The 18,394-nt window shown below is 63.9% G+C and carries 16 protein-coding genes; 2 read left to right on the forward strand and 14 right to left on the reverse strand.

What is annotated here, in order from left to right:
* Positions 1-23 precede the first annotated feature (23 nt).
* The 9 genes from K9U15_RS07750 to K9U15_RS07790 form a co-directional block, all read right to left on the reverse strand.
* Positions 24-1,400 (reverse strand): APC family permease, encoded by a 1,377-nt coding sequence (locus tag K9U15_RS07750; protein WP_096226614.1) that lies wholly within the window; start codon positions 1,398-1,400, stop codon positions 24-26.
* Between the two features lie 173 nt (positions 1,401-1,573).
* On the reverse strand, positions 1,574-2,965 hold the full coding sequence (locus K9U15_RS07755; protein ID WP_301155863.1) for a serine/threonine-protein kinase: 1,392 nt from the start codon (positions 2,963-2,965) through the stop codon (positions 1,574-1,576).
* Positions 2,966-3,039: 74 nt separating this feature from the next.
* Positions 3,040-3,459: a helix-turn-helix domain-containing protein gene (locus K9U15_RS07760; RefSeq protein WP_041239651.1), complete on the reverse strand. Its 420-nt coding sequence runs from the start codon at positions 3,457-3,459 to the stop codon at positions 3,040-3,042.
* A 113-nt stretch (positions 3,460-3,572) separates the two neighbouring features.
* Entirely contained in the window at positions 3,573-4,067 is a 495-nt protein-coding gene (locus K9U15_RS07765) for a DUF5067 domain-containing protein (RefSeq protein ID WP_157780526.1), read from the reverse strand.
* A gap of 258 nt (positions 4,068-4,325) precedes the next feature.
* Positions 4,326-5,603 (reverse strand): CynX/NimT family MFS transporter, encoded by a 1,278-nt coding sequence (locus K9U15_RS07770; protein ID WP_173011805.1) that lies wholly within the window; start codon positions 5,601-5,603, stop codon positions 4,326-4,328.
* 304 nt (positions 5,604-5,907) lie between these two features.
* Complete coding sequence (locus K9U15_RS07775; protein WP_154270594.1) at positions 5,908-6,126, reverse strand: hypothetical protein; 219 nt, start codon at positions 6,124-6,126, stop codon at positions 5,908-5,910.
* A gap of 56 nt (positions 6,127-6,182) precedes the next feature.
* Positions 6,183-6,542, reverse strand: a complete 360-nt coding sequence (locus K9U15_RS07780; RefSeq protein ID WP_154270593.1) for an oxidoreductase — start codon at positions 6,540-6,542, stop codon at positions 6,183-6,185.
* A gap of 15 nt (positions 6,543-6,557) precedes the next feature.
* Positions 6,558-8,897: a molybdopterin-dependent oxidoreductase gene (locus K9U15_RS07785; protein WP_301155864.1), complete on the reverse strand. Its 2,340-nt coding sequence runs from the start codon at positions 8,895-8,897 to the stop codon at positions 6,558-6,560.
* A 280-nt stretch (positions 8,898-9,177) separates the two neighbouring features.
* A complete protein-coding gene (locus K9U15_RS07790; protein WP_154270591.1) occupies positions 9,178-10,314 on the reverse strand; it encodes a hypothetical protein in 1,137 nt (378 codons plus the stop codon).
* 596 nt (positions 10,315-10,910) lie between these two features.
* Between K9U15_RS07790 and K9U15_RS07795 the strand changes: the two genes are divergently transcribed.
* Positions 10,911-12,539 (forward strand): response regulator transcription factor, encoded by a 1,629-nt coding sequence (locus tag K9U15_RS07795; protein ID WP_301155865.1) that lies wholly within the window; start codon positions 10,911-10,913, stop codon positions 12,537-12,539.
* Between the two features lie 67 nt (positions 12,540-12,606).
* On the opposite strand, the gene K9U15_RS07800 is transcribed toward K9U15_RS07795, so the two are convergent.
* From K9U15_RS07800 to K9U15_RS07820, 5 genes are all read right to left on the reverse strand, one after another.
* A complete protein-coding gene (locus K9U15_RS07800; protein WP_154270590.1) occupies positions 12,607-13,467 on the reverse strand; it encodes an aldo/keto reductase in 861 nt (286 codons plus the stop codon).
* 170 nt (positions 13,468-13,637) lie between these two features.
* On the reverse strand, positions 13,638-14,708 hold the full coding sequence (gene rsgA / locus K9U15_RS07805) for a ribosome small subunit-dependent GTPase A (RefSeq protein WP_301155866.1): 1,071 nt from the start codon (positions 14,706-14,708) through the stop codon (positions 13,638-13,640).
* Entirely contained in the window at positions 14,708-15,124 is a 417-nt protein-coding gene (locus K9U15_RS07810) for an RNHCP domain-containing protein (RefSeq protein ID WP_197702159.1), read from the reverse strand. The genes rsgA and K9U15_RS07810 overlap by 1 nt, the downstream gene beginning before the upstream one ends.
* 214 nt (positions 15,125-15,338) lie before the next feature.
* Positions 15,339-16,115 carry an SDR family oxidoreductase gene (locus K9U15_RS07815; RefSeq protein WP_154270589.1) on the reverse strand — a complete coding sequence of 259 codons (777 nt, stop codon included), beginning with the start codon at positions 16,113-16,115 and terminating at the stop codon, positions 15,339-15,341.
* Between the two features lies 1 nt (position 16,116).
* Positions 16,117-16,722, reverse strand: a complete 606-nt coding sequence (locus tag K9U15_RS07820; protein ID WP_154270588.1) for a TetR/AcrR family transcriptional regulator — start codon at positions 16,720-16,722, stop codon at positions 16,117-16,119.
* A gap of 660 nt (positions 16,723-17,382) precedes the next feature.
* Between K9U15_RS07820 and K9U15_RS07825 the strand changes: the two genes are divergently transcribed.
* Positions 17,383-18,351, forward strand: a complete 969-nt coding sequence (locus tag K9U15_RS07825; RefSeq protein ID WP_096226621.1) for a helix-turn-helix transcriptional regulator — start codon at positions 17,383-17,385, stop codon at positions 18,349-18,351.
* The last annotated feature ends 43 nt before the right edge of the window (positions 18,352-18,394 follow it).

Below are 18,394 nucleotides of genomic sequence, written 5' to 3' on the forward strand. Positions count from 1 at the left end.
TACGCAACAGGGAAGCCGCGCGCTCACCCGCCAAGCGTCACCTCGCGCTTGAGCACGAAGCGCAGCACAAGGTAGTAGGCCGTGCCCGCGGCCATCCACACCACGCCGAGCACCTTTGCCGGCACGTCGAGCCCCCACCATGTGTAGCCGATGACCGCCAGGCCCGCCAGCGGTACCAGCAGGTGCGCCACCCAGCGCCCGTCGCGCTTCTTGACGAAGAAGTACCAGATGACGGTAACATGAAGCAAAAGAAACGCCGTGAGCGCGCCGAAGTTCACGAAGAGCGAGATGGTGTCGGTGCCCAGCTGCCCGAACGTCAGCACGAGCACGAGCGTGAGCGCGCCCACGAAGAGCGTGGCCACGTAGGGGGTGTGGTACTTCGGATGGATGCGCGCGAGCGCGTGCGGCAGCCCGCCGTCGCGCCCCATGGCGAACAGGATGCGCGACACGGCCGTCTGCGCCGCGAGCGCCGTGAAGATGCCCCAGGCCAGCGCCGTGGCCACGGCGCACACCACGTAGAGCCACCGTCCTCCCACCACCTGCGCCACCAGGTAGAACGCATTTCCCTTGTCGTGCGCGAACACGGCGCCATCGGGGCTGATGCACCCGGCGATGTACGTCTGCAGCACGAACAGCGCTCCCACGATGGCCAGCGACGCCATCATGGCGCGGCCGGGGCCGCGGCGGCCGTCCTCGGCCTCCTCCGACAGCGTGGCGATGCCGTCGAAGCCCAAAAACGACAGCACGCCCAACGACACGGCGCTGAACACGAGCGGTAAGCTGAACGTGGCGGGGTTGTAGAGGGGCTGCAGCGTGAAACCGTGCGAGGCGGGGTCGGACAGGAGCCAGCGCACGCCCAGCACCACGAACACGGCCAGCACCAGCACCTCCAACACGAGCGCGATGCGGTTCACGATGTCGGTGAGCGCGATGCCGCGGATGTTCACGAACGTGTTCGCCACCACGAACACGATGGAGAAGGCCCACGGGGGCACCTCCGGCACGATGCCCGACAGCGCCGTGGAGGCCACCACGTACATGAGCACGGGGATGAGCAGATAGTCGAGAAGCAGCGTCCAACCCGACACGAACCCGATGCCCTTGCCCAGGCCGCGCGAGGTGTAGGCGTACACCGAGCCGGACACCGGCCACTCGCGGATGAGCATGCCGTACGACAGCGCCGTGAACACCATGGCCAGCGTGCCCACCACGTAGACGAGCGCCGGCATGCCGCCCGACTCGGAGAACACGCCGCCGTAGATGCCGAACGGCGCGATGGGAACCATGAAGATGAGCCCGTACACGATCATGTCGGGCACGCTGAGCACCCGCGCGAGCTTCGGCTTGCCCGAGCCCCCTTTCGAAGGGGTGCTGCTCGGCGCGGAAGGGGCGTTCGCCATGGGCCGGCTCCTTTCGGCAGGTCGGAAACGGCGCGCGCACCGCGCGCCCGCCGGCCCCATCGGCCGGCCGTCCGTCCCACTCTAGCGTTCCCCGCGTGCCCGCCCCGGCGCAACCGCACGCCGTCATCGACCCGTGGCGGGAGCGTTGACGGGGCTCGCGGCCAGCGAGCGCCCTAGGTGCGCGGCAGGAAGCCCGTGGCCACGGCCACGACGACGAATCCGATCGCGAGAAGGGCAAGGCAGGCGGCGACCTGCGTCTTGAGCGGGACGCGACCCAACGCAGGCACGAGGCGAACGAGCGGCCGGCGGTCGCTCGCCAGGAAGAAGCCGGGCAGGAACATGAGAACGGCGATGCCGTAGTAGGCCGCAACCCGCGCGGCGAGGGGACCGCCATAGCCCGTGTCGCCCGGCTGCGGCGAGAACGCCAGGTCGGTGGCCACGCAGAGGAAGAGCACGGAGAGCAGGGCCAGCGCCACGTCCCACGCGACGCCCGCCCAGCGCGGCACGCGTCCCCAGAACGCCCCGCCCCCGTGCGCAGCGGCGCGCGAGACGGCAGGAAGCGGAGCAGGCCGTATCGGAAGGGCCTTCGAAGACGCCAAAGGCGCAGCTCCCGCGGGCTCGGGCACCACCGCCGTCTGCCTTCCCGCCGCGGGGCCCGCCGACGCAGCCTGCGCCTGCGCTGCCGCCGCGCCCTTCGCCTCCCCTGCGGCCACCGCCGACCGCCCCGGCGCCATCCCTGCCGCCCTGCTGCCGCCGGGAGGGAGCACACGGCGCGCGGCTTCCCCGAACGCTTCCTCGAGCTCGCGCACGCTCGCGTAGCGGTCCCGAGGATCGAACGACGCCGCACGTTCCACCACCGCCCGAAACGGCTCGGGGATGCCCTCGTCGCGGTAGCCCGCTCGACGCGCCTTGGCGTCCGGAGTCCTCTCCGTCAGGCAGAAGTACAGCAGCATGCCCAGCGCGTAGACGTCGGTGCGCGCGTCGCTCTGCCCGTAGCCGAACTGCTCGGGCGGCGCGTAGGCCCTCGTGCCGAAGTGGTGCGTGTCCTGCTCTGCCGCCTCGTCGAAGGAGCGGGCGATGCCGAAGTCGATGAGGGTGAGGTTGTCGCGCGTCAACATGACGTTGGAGGGCTTGAGGTCGCGATGGATAAGAGGCGGGTCGAACGCCTCGTGCAGCTCGCGCACGGCCCCGCAAAGCTTCGGGAACACGTCGCATGCGAGGGCGACGGACGGATCGCAGCGGTACACGACGTCGGCGAGCGTCTCGCCCCGAACGAACTCCATGACCACGACGCGCCGGGAGCCCACCGCATGGCAGTCGAGCACCAGGGACAGGTGGAGGAACCGCCGGCCCGAGCGCTGGGCGCGCCAGAGCCTCTCGTAAGCCGCGCCGAGGCCCGCGTCGCCGTCAAGGTACTTGCGCACGTACGGCCCCTGCTCCGAGCCGTTCGCCCCCACGAAGTACACGAGCTGCGTGGTCTCGAACGCGCTCTCCTTCATGACGGCGTCCACGCGGTAGCAGCCGTCGCGCGCCAGTGCATCGAGATGTTCCGAAAGCTCGTCCATGACAGGTACATGGTAGCAGAAGGAGCCGGGGGCGCACCGGACGCCGGAGCGGTTCGCGCAGGCTCCTCGCAGCCTCAGCAGATCGTGTCCTCGCCGAAGCGGTAGAGCTCCTCGTCGGTCTTCTGCAGGCTGTAGCCGTGGTCGAGGCAGAAGATGATGATGGCGTCGCGGCGATCCTTGCAGTACAGCCCGCTTGCGCCAGCTGCCTGGAGGAGCCGGTCGGCCTCCTTGAGCGTGAGGCCCAGGGCGAAGGCCAGCTGCAGCACCTTGTTGCGCGAGGCGCCGCGCTGCCCCATGAATATCTGGTAGCCGAACGTGTCGTTGAGGCCCGCCCGGCGCACGACCTCGGCCCGCTCGAGGCCTTTCTCGTCGAGCAGCTGCTGCAGGTAGTCCGGCAGGCTGCGCCGGCCGATGCGGTGCCGCTCGGCAAATGCACGCGGATCCGGCGCATCCAGCAGCTCCTGCAGCAGCTCGTCGGTCAAGGGCTCTTTCACGCGGCGCTTCCTTCTTCTACGTTTCGTGTCCGGTCTCATGGTATCAGACGGCCGCCGGAACCGGCCATGGCGTCGCGAGGGCGCCCGCCCCGGTTCCGGCGGCCGGCACGGCCTTACGCCACGTCGAACGTCTTCTCGGCGAGGACGGTGTCGTCCAGGCTGATGAGCTCGGTGCACTCCACGCTCACCTGCGACTGGTCGTCAAGCAGGTAGGCCTGCTGGACGGTGGTGGTGGCGCCGGGCTTGATCTCGTTCATGGAGCTCTGGGAGTCGATGTCGCTCACGATCGCCGTGTCGAGCTGTACGCCGTTCTGAAACGCCTTGGCCGACACGGCCGTGAAGAACGGCACGGCCTTCTCTGCGTTGTTGGTGAACGTGTACGTCACCACGATGGCCGCCTTGCCCGCATAGTCCTGCCCCACCGTGCACTCGTCGATAGTCACGGCGTACTTCGACTCCTTCTGCTCGGGCTCCTTCTGCGCGGCCTGAGGGGCGTCGTCCGCCTTCTCGCCGCTCGGTGCCTCCGAGCCGCCCGACGAGCAGCCGAACAGCCCGACGCAGGCGGTTAGAGCGCAGGCCGCCGCCAAAGTACCGATGTTCTTCCTCATGGTCCCTCCTTGCTCCGGTTTACCCATCGGAACAAGGGTATCGAAACCGCCCAGCCAAAACATTAGCTGGCAGCTAAGTTCCCGCCAGCGGGGCAGGGGCGGAAAACCCCCGCTACCATGGGCTTTCCGCTCGGCGAGAACACCAACACAGGAGTCAAACACGAGAAAACCCAAAGCGCTCGCACGTTGATCGGAAATGCGGAAACGGCCTCGAAGAGGCCGCTTCCGCTCACACGAGCAACTGGCATTCTCGGAATGCTAGATACGCAGGGCCTCGCCCTTCGCGTTGTACATCTTGACGAGCGCATAACAGATGGTTGCCACCAGCTGCGCACCGCAAACCATGTAGGCAAGGGCACCGTAATCGCCTGTGAACATATCGATGAACCAACCGCCCAATGGCGATCCCAGCATCATGCCCAGGTCGACCGCCACGGTGAACATGGCCACCATCGAAGCGCCCGCCCTTGGATCCGGCACCGCCTGCGGGCAAAGGGTCCACATTGCCGCACAGTATGCGGACTCGATAACCGAATAAGCGATCAGCATGATGATGGCGCCGGGGAACCCGGCGACATGGAAGATAAGGAAGAACGCCACGGCCCATATCAAGGAATCGATGACCATGAAACGACGGCGCTTGGTAATGGCGTTGAGGACGAAGCCGAACACGATGCAACCGATGCATTCGATGAGGTACATGGCGCCAGTCATGTTGTTCGCCATGATGGCATCGGCTGTCCCGGACGCCTGCCAAAACGGCGAAATCCACGCGATGACGGTCGAGTTCGAGATGCCGAACGCAAAACCAGCCAAAGCCATGATCCAGGCATTTTTGTACTTGCATGCAGCGAAGATGCTCACCTTGCCCGCAGTCTCGTCGTTAAGATCCGCATGGTTCTCCCCCTCCGGAGGAACCTTGACGAACACCGCATATATGACGATGGCCACGACGAGCAAGATAAGGCCGACGACCCAGAGGTTCTTCCACGCATAGCCGAACGCATCACCGAAGGCGTTCGTAATAGGAATTCCGAAGAAGAACGAGCCGCAGATGCCCCACATCTGCCATGAGCTCCAGATGCCCATAGGGGCGCCGCGCTTCTCGATCGGAAACCACATCGCGATCGCCGAAGGGGCGATGACGCCGATGAAGCCGAGGCCGAAACCCTCGATGACGCGTGCGATGATGATGGCGGCGGCGTTGTCGGCGAAAAGCCCGACCACGCCTCCCACGATGGCGAATGCGAGTGCCGCGAGGCCACCAACTTTAATCCCCCATTTCTTGATGATTGCAACCGCGGGAAAAGCCAGGAAAATGCCGACGAGGGTGAACAAGCTCAACAGCCAGCCGGCCGTCGCGTTGTCGAGCACCAAATCGCGGGCTATTGATGGAGCAGTAGGGTCGGGCGAAGCCAAAACCCCTGTGACCTTGTACTGGGCAAAGGCCATGACGATCCCGGCAAGGAAAACTCCGAGCATGACCACCCATGCCGTCTTCGACACCCTTGGCTTTCCCTCTTTGTTTTCTACCATGGTATCCCCTCTCATGGATAAAGGTTACTTCGGCGCCCCCGGAGCCTTGGGCGCGCTCGGCGCCTTCGGAGCGCTCGGAGCGCCCGCAACAGGCACCGATGGAGCGCCCGCAGCCGTCATCTCGGGCATGTCGCCCTTGCAATGCGGACACTTCTTCAAGACAACGCCGCCCATAATGGGCACCTTTTCGCCGCAATGCGGGCAGACAGGCACCGTATCTGCCGAAGCAGGTCTGAAGCACATAAGCACATCCTTTCCCAAGCTGGGCCGGCAACAGGCCAGCCCAGCCTCGAACTTCAAATTTCTACCAAGCGAAGCCGTTGTCCCCGCGACCGGGTTTCGGCTTCACCTCGTTGCCGAGCTTGATCAGGCCCAAGCCATATGGCTCGGATTGACCGGCCTCCTTCTTCGTCAAATCCAAGCTGGCGAGGATGTCCTCGTACGACTCGCCGTCCGCCAGTCGGCCGTTGAAGTAAGCGATGCGCTCCTGCATCGGCATGTTGAAAATGGTCTCACGGTTCATCTGATACCCCCTTGGTCTTAGTTTTGGGTACGCCGAGCCGACGCACCCGCTCGGCATTATCGAACCTTGTATATTGCAACCTTCTCGCCCAGATCAGCGGCTTTCTTGGCAAGCACCTCGATCGGCCCGTAGTCCATGCAGAAGGTCAGGCAATGCTTGACGCACATCGGTTTCTTGCCAGCGTCCAATCGCTCGGCGCACATATCGCAGCGGTCGGTGGGCACGGGGATGTAGTCCCAATCCCAGCCATCCTCCATCGTGGCGTCGTCCTTCTTCCAAGGGCCCTTCTCGAAGACCTTGATGCCGTACTGGTCGGCCGCGAGCCCCTTCTCTTCTTGGCAAGCGACCACGCATGAGCCGCAGTTGTCGCAGTACTTGTAATCGATCAGAAGACCGTAGTTGCTGTAGTCAGCCATCTTCCTCGCCCCTTTCTAGATAATGCGGCCGTGGTTTTCAATGAGGACCGGAGGAATCTGCTGGAAGTTCTCCTCGTTCTGGTCCTCTTTGCTGTCAACCTTGCGGATGTTGGCCATAATGCCCTTGGCGGGACAGCCGAAGCCGAGGTTGCCGACATTGAAGTGGGGGATCAGCAGGTTGAAGTTCGACTTGAACACGCCGTAGAGATTCGGGGCGCTCCCCTCCTCCTCCGGGAACCACCAGCCGTGCTGGCAATGGATGGTGCGCTCGTCGATCGTCGGGGTGACGCGGGCTCGCCAGTTGCCCTTGCCGAACATGTTGTAGACCTGCACCCAGTCGCCGTTCGCGATGCCGTACTTCGCAGCGGTCACGGGATTGATCTCGACCTCGGGATCGGGGTTTAGGGCGCGCAGTTTGGCGATCTGGCGCTGCTCGGAGTGGAAGAATGCGGAGACACGGGCCCCCGACGTTGCCATTAGCGGATACTCTTCGGCAAGCTCCGGCTTGGAGACCTGGGAGTAGGTCGGCTCCTCGTAGTACGGCATGGGATCCTCGCCCCACGCGTCGTACAGGACCGAGTAGAGCTCGAACTTGCCGGAAACCGTGTTGAAACCGGGCTCGCCGTCGTTGCGGAGCATGCCTTTCTCGTACTTGCGATAGGTCATCGGCGGGAAGTACACGCCCATTTCCTTGAACTCATCCCACGTGAAGGGGAGCAGCGGCTCGTCGTCGAGCTGCTCTTCCAGCCATTCGGTAACGTCGTTGTACTTCGACCAGTTGGCATGCGGTGTGACGCGGCGGCCCACCTCGTAGCAGATTTCCAGGTCCGACTTGGTATCCCCGGTGCTGAATGCCTTGGCCATGCACCCAAGCCATACATTGTTGGACATGTAGTAGGGGATGACGAAGCCATCGTGCTCGGCGAACGTGCTCATGGGAAGGAACAGGTCGGCCAAACCCTCGATGGTGGGATTCATGTACAGGTCGGTGGCAACCGTGAACTCCATGGGGAGCAGGGCCTTGTACCAACGATGGTTCTGGTCGGAGCAGGTAGCCGAGACGAAGTTGGAGGAATTGATCCAGGCCATCTTCGGAGCATAGGGGACGCCCGTCTCGAGCGTCTCGAGCGTCTCGTCAGGATGGGTCGAGGCCATGGTTGCCGCAAATGCCGGCCACTTGTCAACGCCGATGCGCTTCTCCCATATCTCGTCGGAGAGGTACTGGCGCGAATCCGTGCACCAATGCCCGAGGCGAACCGACGGATCACCTACGGTCAGGCCGCCAGGAACGTCGATGTTGCCGGTAATGGCCATGATCGACAGGATGGCATGCCCAGCCTGCACGCCGTTCTTGTTCTGGTCGATGGCAAGGCCCCACAGGATGCACATCGGATGCGCATTCGCCATGATGCGGGCAGCAGCGCGGATCTCCTCTGCCGGCACCCAGGTCTGCTTCTCCACGAGCTCCAAGGGATACTCGTTCACACGTTCGGCCAGCTCCTCGAATCCGTAGCACCAGTTCTCGACGAAGTCGTGGTCGTACAGATCCTCGTTGATGATGACGTTCAGGATGCCGAGGGCAAGCGATGCGTCGGTTCCGGGCTTGAGCTGCAGGGTCATATTGCCCTTGCGGGAGCCGAGCCAGGTGACACGCGGGTCGACGCAGATGATCTTCGTGCCGCGCTTCATCATATCGATGAGCGAATGGCCGAAGAAGCCGTCGCCATTCGACCAGAGGGGCATCTTGCCCCAGCACACGGCGACCTCGGTCAGCTCGTACTCGGGATTGTCCATGCGGTCAGGGAAGTACCCGGTATCGATCTCGGGATAGCCCGCGCCGAGGATGTAGTCGGCGACGGAGGAACGGGGGCCGTAGCAAGACCAGCCGGACTGCGCATAGCACAGGTTTGGGGTGTTGAGCACCGAGAAGGCCATGGGATAGTAGAACATGCAGGCCTCGCGGCCGGTGCCGCCGTACACGATTATGGCCTCGCGGCCGTACTTCTCCTCGATGTCGGCGACGCGCTCCTGTATGATCTCATAAGCCTCGTCCCAAGAGATCTGCTCCCAGGCGTCGGGCATACCGCGCTTGGCGGGATCGCGTTTCATCGGGTAGATGATGCGCCGAGGATCATACGTGTAGTCCTTGAGCGCTAGGCACCGGGGGCACAGGCGGCCCTGCGTGATGGGATGGGTCTCGTCGCCCTCGACATGGACGAGCTTGCCCTCCTTGACATGCAGCTCCACGCCGCACCCCACCGGGTGATCTCCCGGAGGGGACCATGCACAGGTCCTGAAGATAGTCGAGCCGTCCGGCTGTGGCGTTTGCCACTCATGGTCAAACTGCTTCTCCATATCACACCTTCCTCTACGTTTCCTCAAGGCGGTCACCCGCCTTAGCGACCCTCTCGTCTGGAGCCGATGGCACAACCATAGGCGCGGCGCGTGTTCTTTACGATCAAGTAAAAAGTAGTATTTAACAGCGCCTCGAACCGCTGGTATGAGGCTTGCCGAGCTTAAGAAGCGCTGTGTTTTGCCTGCAGAACGAGGGCAAGCAAAAAAGGAGCCGAAGCTTTGCAAGCTCCGGCTCGAAGGAGTGGAAACACGATCCCGACCGCAAGGGCCATGCAAACCCTCAACAGGAGACCAAAGGGGGCTTCAGCATCGGGTCGGAGGTGGCATGTGCGCGAACCATTCGCTGCTTGCGATATTTCAGGTCGATGTCCTGCTTGAAATCCTCATCAACCCGCCCGTCGGACTTCAAGAAGACGGTACCGCGGGTAACATGCTCGGCGGTTTTTGCACGTAACGCGAGGTCTTCGAAAACTTCGATCTGACCCGACTGCTCGGCTTCGATTCGAGCTTCGTAGGTCCTTTCGGGCGTCGGCTCGCCGAACATGAAGTCCACATCGCAGCTCTCGAGCTCTACCCCATAATGGGCCGCCCAAGAGGCAAGCGAGATATCCTGCGCCACCCTTTCGCGGGCATCCCGAGCGATCTGCTCGGCGAAGTCCACATCGCCGATACCCTCGATGGACAGATACGACGCGCGATCCAGGTCGTACTGCTCCACAAACTTATCGAACTCGCGAATCATCTGCTTCGTCACGCTCTTCACCACTTCTTCGGGAATCTCTTCCACAAGGCGCTTGGCAAGCTCCCCCATTACCAGATGCTCGACGTTTTTTGTATAGTCGCGACGACGCTCCCTGAGCAACCTTGCAGCGGTCTTCTCCCTGAACTCTCGCACCGTGTTCGCCAGGGCGATGTTCTGCTCGACCCATGCGTCGGTGATATCGGGCGTAACGAACCTGCGTAGCGCAAGTATTTCCACACGAGACGTTAATAGCATCTCGTCAGGCTCGCCGGTTTCCCCCGCCCCGCACCCTCCGTCAGCCGGAGACTCGCGGTCGGAAGCGACCTGCGAGTAATCTACGTATCCGAAGGTCGCCTCCACGGTATCGCCGACTTCGTGTCCGAGAAGGGCTATCTCCACCTCTTCGGGAAGCGAGCCTACACCAAGCTGCACATCCACATGATCGTGGGTCAACCCGGGGAAAAGGCTCTCCCCCTCTCTGGTCTCAATATTGATGAGGACCATATCGTCCGCATGAATGGGATGCGGCCCGACTGTGATATTCGCAGAATGCCGCGAAGCGATCCGCTTCATTTCCGCCGCCACCTCCTGCTCCGATATGGTGAACTCCGGCAGCGTCAGCACCACCGGATCGTACGAGCTCAATGTGAAGTCTCCATACTTCTCTTTAATCATCGGCCTTTCCTTTCCCTTGTTCCATCCGGTCTTCTTGCCACTACCTGTTTTTTGCAGGGATCATCCGTCGCCCTGCGCCCGCGCTCCCTTCGACGGCAGGGATACGCACATTCAATGCCGCTGTACTTGCACGTCAGAGGGTGAATAGTAGCCCTGACGACGCCTTTCAGGTCAGCTCCGCAATGCGGGCAGGAAAGCCTTTTTTTGTCGCCATCTCCTCCCCGTTCGCCTGCCTTGCCCTCAGGACCCTTCCAATATCCAAGAGCGCAGAGGCAATCAGCGCGAGAGAGGACGGTTGCCTTTCCGCACGACCCGCATGACAAGGCCCTCATTTCCGGCGGTTTGCATCTATCGCACATTTGGCTGCAATGCATGCACACAATACGACCCCCCTCCCCCGATCATGAGATCTGAACAAAGCGTGTAATTAACAGCGTGCCACGTTGGCGCGTTTGTTCAATCGGGCATAAGGGTTGAACGCCTTTGCCGACAAGCCCGAGCACGGCAAGTTTCATACCGTATGCCTTATGCGTCAGTTGCGCTTTTACGATAGCTTCTTAGCATGCAGTAGTTCTTTTATCGGGGGGAGGGGAACGATGAATCCAAAGGTCAGCGATAGAAAGCATGCTACCATCATCGGCGCTATCCAGAAAAGGGAAGAAGGACTCCTCTCGTTCCTCGGAGGATTCGTCAGTCTGTCTTTGATGCTCTTCGCCGTGTTTCTCCTGCTGTTCGACTCTCGGGTATTCCTCGGCAGCACCTTTCTTTTCGATATCGCGATACCCCACCAAGTCGCTCTCGTCTTTCTTTGCTTCATCATGCTGCTGGTCTTGAAAAAAAGCTGCGCATTCTTCTCGTCGAGAAAAGGGAAGCCGGTCATCGTCGCCGCCTCGGTGCTCGGAACCTGCATCGGACCCCTTTTATTCGAGCTCGGTTTCCCGATGGTTTCATTGCCGCTCGTCGCCATCGGTATCGTGTGCACGGGCTTTCGCTGGTGCTTGCGTCTTTGCGAGTACTCGCACATCCTTCTGGTCTCCCTCATCTCCCTGGCTTTTGCGTGCGCCATTTCGGCAACCGGACTGGTTTCGATGATGCCGCTGGATGGCCTCGAAGTGGCTACCCTAGATTGCTGTTTGGCGCTGCTCTCGTGGGCGCTCCTTCGAATCAACAAGACGAAAGCCCATGAAGAGCTCATGTCCGTTAGCGGAGCCGAGTCGAGAAAACGGGCGATGACCGCGAGCGCAGACCGATGGACGTACACGACCATTGGCTTGGATTTCGGGTTCGCCCTCGGGCTTATAGGCGCACAGCGCCAGGCAATGACTGAAGTGTACCCAGCTGAGGGGCCGGCATCGATCGCCGTGTTCGTATTGCCCATTGTAGCTGCCGGTTTCGTTTTGTTGGCGTTTCACCGAAAAGGCGATTATCTGATCGAACGATACTCGAAAGACTATCTTGCGCTTACGATAACGCTCGGTGTCTTGCCGTTGTCCATTGCCCCGGCACCAGCCAAGTACCTTTGCTTGATGTTCTTGCTATTCGTGGTATCCATCCAGATCATCATCGTTATCAATGCCAGCATCGAGTTCATTCGCTTCGAGGAGCTCAATCCCGCATGGTACATGGGCGAAGAGGCGTTCGTTTGCGGGGGAGCTGGTGTGGGGCTGGCCATCTCGTTGGCAGGGGCGGCGAACGGGTTCGATTCCCCCCTGCTGCTGGTCGCGTGCAGCCTTGTCGTGGTATTCAATATCTTCGCGCAAACGTTCATGAACAAGGGTGCCTATCCTACATCGGATCTGTTCGAAAACGACAGCAAGGCATGCTTCGACATCCCTCTCGCCGACATCCCCCCGGCAAACCACGGTTTCGACGAACCATCGTCCAAACCCATAACCATCCCCATAAATACAGGGGACCGGCTTCTGACAATGAGCAAATCCCAAGAGCGCGTGGGCTCGTGGCGGTTCAAGGTTGCCTACATCTGCAAGAAGTACGACCTTTCCCCGCGTCAGACCGAGATATTCGAGCTGCTGGCAAAAGGACGCGATGCACGTTATATCGAAGAGACGTTCTGCATCTCGAAAGCCACGACAAAGACGCACATCTACAATATCTACTGCAGGCTCGACATCCACTCGAAGCAGGAGCTCATAGACATGGTCGAATCGGTAACGCCCGATGAGATGCGGTCCATGTCTTCATCGTCACGCAATGCGGCAAGCTAGCAAATCAAGGGCGGCGCTTCTTTCCGTGGCAAGGCGCGTCCATGACGCGCCTTGCCTTGTCTCGCCCCTAGAAGTCGATGGTGTCCGGGTCGAGGCCGCTTTGGCCGAGGGGGTCCAGCTCGTCGATGCGCTGCAGGTCCTCATCGGTGATATTGAACCAGAACACGCGGGCGTTCTCGGAAATGCGCCCGGCGTCCGTGGACTTCGGCAGCGGGATGGCGCGGCGCTGCAGGCACCAGCGGATGCACAGCTGCGCCACCGTGCAGCCGTAGCTGGCCGCGATGTCGATGAGCAGCTGGTTCTCCAGCACGCGCCCTGCGCCGAGCGGCGACCAGGCCTCCACCACGATGTCGTTGCGGTTGCAGAAATCGCGCGTGGCCTCTTGGTTGCAGCCCGGGTGCAGCTCTATCTGGTTCACCATGGGCAGGATCTCGGCGGAGTTCATGAGCGGCTCCAGGTGGTGGGGCTTGAAGTTGCTCGTGCCGATGGCGCGCACCTGGCCGTCCAGGTAGAGCGTCTCGAGCGCCCGCCACGTCTCCTGGTTCGTGCGCTGCCAGTCGTCCTCGGCGCCCTGCGCCGCCGGCCAGTGGATGAGGTAGAGGTCCACGTAGTCCAGGTGGAGCTTCTTGCGGGATTCCTCGAACGCCTTGAGCGTGGGCTCGTAGCCACGGTCGGTGTTCCATACCTTCGTGGTGACGAACAGCTCCTCGCGCGTGAGGCCGGACGTGGCCAGAGCCTTGCCCACCGTGGCCTCGTTGTCGTAGGCCGCCGCCGTGTCGATGTGTCGGTAGCCGTCGGCGAGCGCCTGGTGGACGGCATCGATGCCCACCTCGCCGTCCGGCATCTTCCACGTGCCGAACCCGATGCACGGCACGCCGTAGCCGTTGCGCAGGGTGATCTTGTCTTGCGGGCTTTGCAGGTCTGCCATGAGTGCCTCCTCGTTCGCAGGCGCGCCGCCCCGAGCAGCGGGTCGCGGCGCGCCGTTGTCTTCGCGTACGCGCCCACGATACCTGCCCGCCGCTCCCGCCCGGGCGCGCGCGGCCGAACCGTCACCCGGTTGTAGGGCCGTCGGGGCGGCGCCGGGGCGGGCCCCGCACGTCAGCGCTTCGCGGGCAGGCGCCTCACGGCCTTCGAGATGTCCTTGTACCTGCGTTCCTTTTGGGCGAGGTAGCCCGCCTTGTCCTCGGCGAACGCGGCCTCGGCCTTCAGCTTGCGGTACGCCTGCCAGCGGCGCTCGGACAGCTCGCCGTCCGCAATGGCCTCGTAGACGGCGCACCCCGGCTCGGAGGTATGGGTGCAGTTCGAGAACCGGCACGAGGCGAACAGGCGCTCCACGTCGGCGAACCCCTGCTCGAGGCCCCGGGCAACGTCCCCCAGCCCCAGCTCCCGCATGCCGGGCGTGTCCATCACGAGGCCGCCGCCCGGCAGCAGCACGAGCTGGCGGCGCGTGGTGGCATGACGGCCGCGGCCGTCGGCGCGCACGGCGCGCGTTTCGAGGACGTCCTCCCCCAGCAAGCGGTTGACCAGCGTCGACTTGCCCGCGCCCGACGAGCCCAGAAGCGCGACGGTCGTGCCGGGCGCAAGGTAGGGGCGCAGGGCCTCGCAGCCGCCCTCCTCCATCGACGACACGGCCAGCACGTCGACGCCGAGGGCTGCCGACTGCGCGGCCTGCAGCCGTCGCCCCAGGTCGTCGCACGCATCGGCTTTCGTCAGCACCACGACGGGCACCGCCCCGCCCTCCCACGCGAGCGCGAGGTAGCGCTCGAGCCGCCGCAGGTTGAAGTCCCCGACGAGCGACATGCACAGAAACGCGGTGTCGATATTGGCCGCCACCACCTGCCGCTCGAACGTTGCGCCGGCCGCCTTGCGCACGAAAGCGCTCGTGCGCGGAAGCACCTGCGAGACGATGGCGCGGCCGCCCGCGTCGTCCGCGCGGTCCAACAGGACGAAATCGCCAACCGCCGGGAAGTCGGCGGCCGAACGGGCGGCATGGCGCAGCTTGCCCGCCGTTTCGGCGAAGAGCTCGCCCTGCTCGCCGACGACGCGGTACAGCTCGTGGGCCTGGGACAGGACGCGCCCCACGACGGGATCCTCCAAGCCGAACGCCTCGCGCGCCCGTTGCATGATCGCGTCGGTCGCGCCGTACGCGCGCACATCGACGGCCGCCATCACGCCTCGCCTCCCTCGCGCGCCTGCGCGCCGGGCGCGTCCGCCCGCAGGCCCTCGAGGGGAAACGGCGGCTCTGCCAGCGGTTTCACGGCGATGGACATGAGCTTGACGGGGTTGTCGTCGGCGGCGATGCGGTTCGAGCTCAGGTGACCGCAGCGCTTGCAGCGGTGCACGATGGCCCATTCCCCGCCTTTGCGCACCCACACGCTGATGGGCTCCATGATGCTTTCGCACACGGACGCTCGGTCGCCGGGCCGCTCGTCGACGTGCAGGCTGTGCAGGCATTGAGGACAGTGGTTGCGATGGCGGCTCCCCGCCTCGTCGGGCGTGACGAGCTGGCCGCACTGTTTGCAGATGAAGCTGTCCATGCAGGCGTGCGCCTGGTAGAAGGCGGTGCCTCTCTTGATTTTTTCCACGGTGGTTCTCCCAAAACGTTGGTGGTCGTTGCCCTGTTTGGGAGGTTCCAGCGGAGACTAGCGCTCGCAAACCTCCCGGCTTGCGACAATCTCCACGCTACATCCTTGTGACAAAAGTCATGCTCCTCAAGTAGTGTTGACGCCGTCGTTTATACCACAGGAGGGCGAAGGGCCGCAAGGGGGCCGCCGCGCGCGTCGAACGGCCGGCGCGCCCTCAGCCCCCGTAGCGCTTCAGCATGCGCAGCCACGTGGCCATGACGAGGCGCTGCGGCACCGCCTTCGCGGCCACGTGCAGGTACTTCGCGTACAGGGGATGCACCGACAGAGCGCGTCCCCGCCGCGCGTCGCGCAGGGCGAGGGCGGCCACCTTACCGGGCGGCACGAGGCCGGGGAACGCCACGCGGCGACCGTTCACCTCGTGCAGGAGCAGGTCGGTGTCCACCCAGCTCGGGCACACGGCGCACACCGTCACGCCGGTGCCCGCCAGCTCGGCGCCGAGCGCGCGCGAGTAGCTGAGCTCGAACGCCTTCGTAGCCGCGTACAGGCCGAGGAAGGGCGTGGGCTGGAAGGCCGAAGCGGAGGACACGTTCAGGATGCGGCTCCCCCGCCCCATGAACGGCAGGCAGATGCGGCAGAGCGCGGCGACGGCCGTGCAGTTGAGGGCAACCGTGCGCTCGATCTCGTCGACGGGGAACTCGGCCCATGCGCCCATCTTGGCCGCGCCCGCGTTGTTTACCAGGTAGGCCACCGTGGGACGCTCCGGCTGTGCGAGCAGGGCGCGCTCCACGGCGCGCAACCCCTCGGCGGTCGAGAGGTCGGCGGCGAGCGGCACCGCGCGGCCGCCCAGATCGCCGCGCAGGCGCTCGAGCTTCTTAGGGGTGCGGGACACCGCCCAGAGCTCGTCGATGCCCTCGTCCTCGAGCAGCCGCTCCGCGAAGGCGCGGCCGATACCGCCGGTCGCGCCCGTGAGGACGGCGATGCGCGCGCCCATGCTAGCGTCCTCCCTTGAGCAGCGTGCGATCCAGATCGGCCGCGTCGATCATGGCGTAGCCTGCCGTGAACAGCCGCTTCAGCGCGTAGAGGTACGCGACGCCCCAGTAGTAGTCGGCCAGTTTGAGGGGATCGCCCGCAACCACGCTGCCCTCGCGCTGGCCCTGCTCGACGATGCGCGCCGTGTGCACGTAGAGCTCCGAGCGGTACGGGGCGGGCCGGCCGTCCGCGTCGGATTCCTCCTCCAGCATGAGCTGCGTGTTCAGCACCACCGAGGCCGCGAACAGCTCGTCGTCGGCCAGGCGCCCCAGGATGGAGGCGGAAAGGCGGCCGATTTTCGCCTTCGCCGTCAGCGGCAGCCGGGCGAGCAGCTTGAGCTCCCGCACGTCGGCGCCGTTCGCCACGAGCTCGCGCAAGGCGGCGAACAGGTCCTCCTTCGAGTCGAAGTAGCGGTAGATCGTCCCCTGCGCGATGCCGATGCCGCGCGCGAGGTCCGCTATGCGGGTGCCCGCGAACCCGTTGCGCGCGAAGTAGCGCAGCGACTCGCGCAGTATCCGCGCCCGCATCTCGCCCCGCAACTCCGCGCATCGCTCCGGCGATTTCGGCATCTGTCCCCCCTACCTTTAAATGAATTATTTTTCATTCATAAGATACGCCATAGCAGACGAAGAATCAAGGAAGGGGTCCCAAGCGAGAAGAAGAATGGCCCTTTCTCCAAGCGAGCCGTTTGAAGCCGCACGGGATTAGGCCAGGACGGCAGCACCCATAACCGATGCATACCCGAAAATGGCAGAGATCTTGAGGTATGCGACTTTCGATTTAGCATGTTCAACCCGAAACGACCAGATAGCAAGCATCGACCTAGTCTTTTACTTGCACACATCCACTTCCGACGATTCTATGACAGAGAAAATCTCACCTACCTCGGAATCTTTGCTAGATTGGAGGCCTTGCGATGCTGGAACGTGGACGCCCTGCGCGCTCGACACAGGGGAAAGCCCGTCGCCTTCCAAGCCGAGCATCGCCCCCGCTGCGAAGGCGGCAAGCTGCGCCACGAGTACGACGGCGCCTCCTTCGACGTGGACGTCGAGACCATGCGCCGAACGGGAGGCTCCGACCGCTTTCCCCCGTTCGTTTCCGTCGAGCAGTAAGGCGGCCCGCGCCGAGAGCCCGCGGGCAACGTTCGCAAGTCGGATCAAGCGCGCGTGCCCCGCGTGCCGTATAGTGCAGCTCAGCGCGCGCTGACCGGCAAGGAGAACGGACAAGACATGCACGAATGGCGAAGGCAGGTGCAGCAGATCGTCGACGCGATCGACGAGAGCATCGCGGCCCGCGACGACGAGGCGCTCACCCTGCGCGCCTTGGCGGAGCTGCTCGGGTACTCCGAGTTCCACACCACGCGGAGGTTCAAGGAGGTCTCGGGCATGCCGCTGCGGGACTACCTGCGGGGACGTCGGCTGGCGTTCGCGCTCAAGGAGGTGCGCGACGGCGACGCGAGCTTGCTCGATATCGCACTTTCGCACGGGTTCTCTTCGCACGAGGCGTTCACCCGGGCGTTCAAGCGCGCCTTCGGCGTGACGCCGAGCGCGTACCGGGCGGACCCGCGGCCCGTGGTGCTGCGCACGAAGATCACCGCCTTCGACCGCTACGTGCTGGGAATGGGAGAGATCGGCATGACGGACGAGAACGAGAACGTGGAACCTTATTTCATCACGGTGCCCGCGCACCGGTTCCTGCATGTGGCCAACCGAGAGAGCAACGGCTACTGGGACTTCTGCCAGAAGCAGAACGAGATTCCCGGGCAGGACATGGCCACCGTCTGCGGCCTGCTGGACAGCGTGAAGGGCAAGCTCGACGATGAGGGCGGCGCGGAGGCCAACGCCGGCGGCGGCCAGGTGATGGCCTACGTGAGCGACCCGGCGGGGCGCCTGTGCGCCTGGGGCTTCCCCCGCGTCGAGTGCCTGGGCGCGCGCCTGCCCCGCGACTGGGCGGGCGAGGTGCCGCCGAACCTGCGCCTCATGGACGTGGAGGCGGGCGAGTACGCCGTGTTCGAGCACGGGCCCTTCGACTACGAGCGCCAGATGCGCACGGTGGAGGACAAGATCGAGGCCGCGATGGCCGCGTTCGAGGCCGCCGATAACGGCTGGCAGTTCGACACGGCGCCGGGGAAGGTGATCTACCTCTACTTCGACCCCGCGCGCTTCTGCAAGTACGTGCGGCCCGTGCGCAGGGCGTAGAAGGAGGGTGCGCCGGGGCGCGGAATCCGGTAGGATGGCACCA

This window comes from Gordonibacter sp. RACS_AR68 (assembly GCF_030418485.1).
Lineage (GTDB): Bacteria > Actinomycetota > Coriobacteriia > Coriobacteriales > Eggerthellaceae > Gordonibacter > Gordonibacter urolithinfaciens.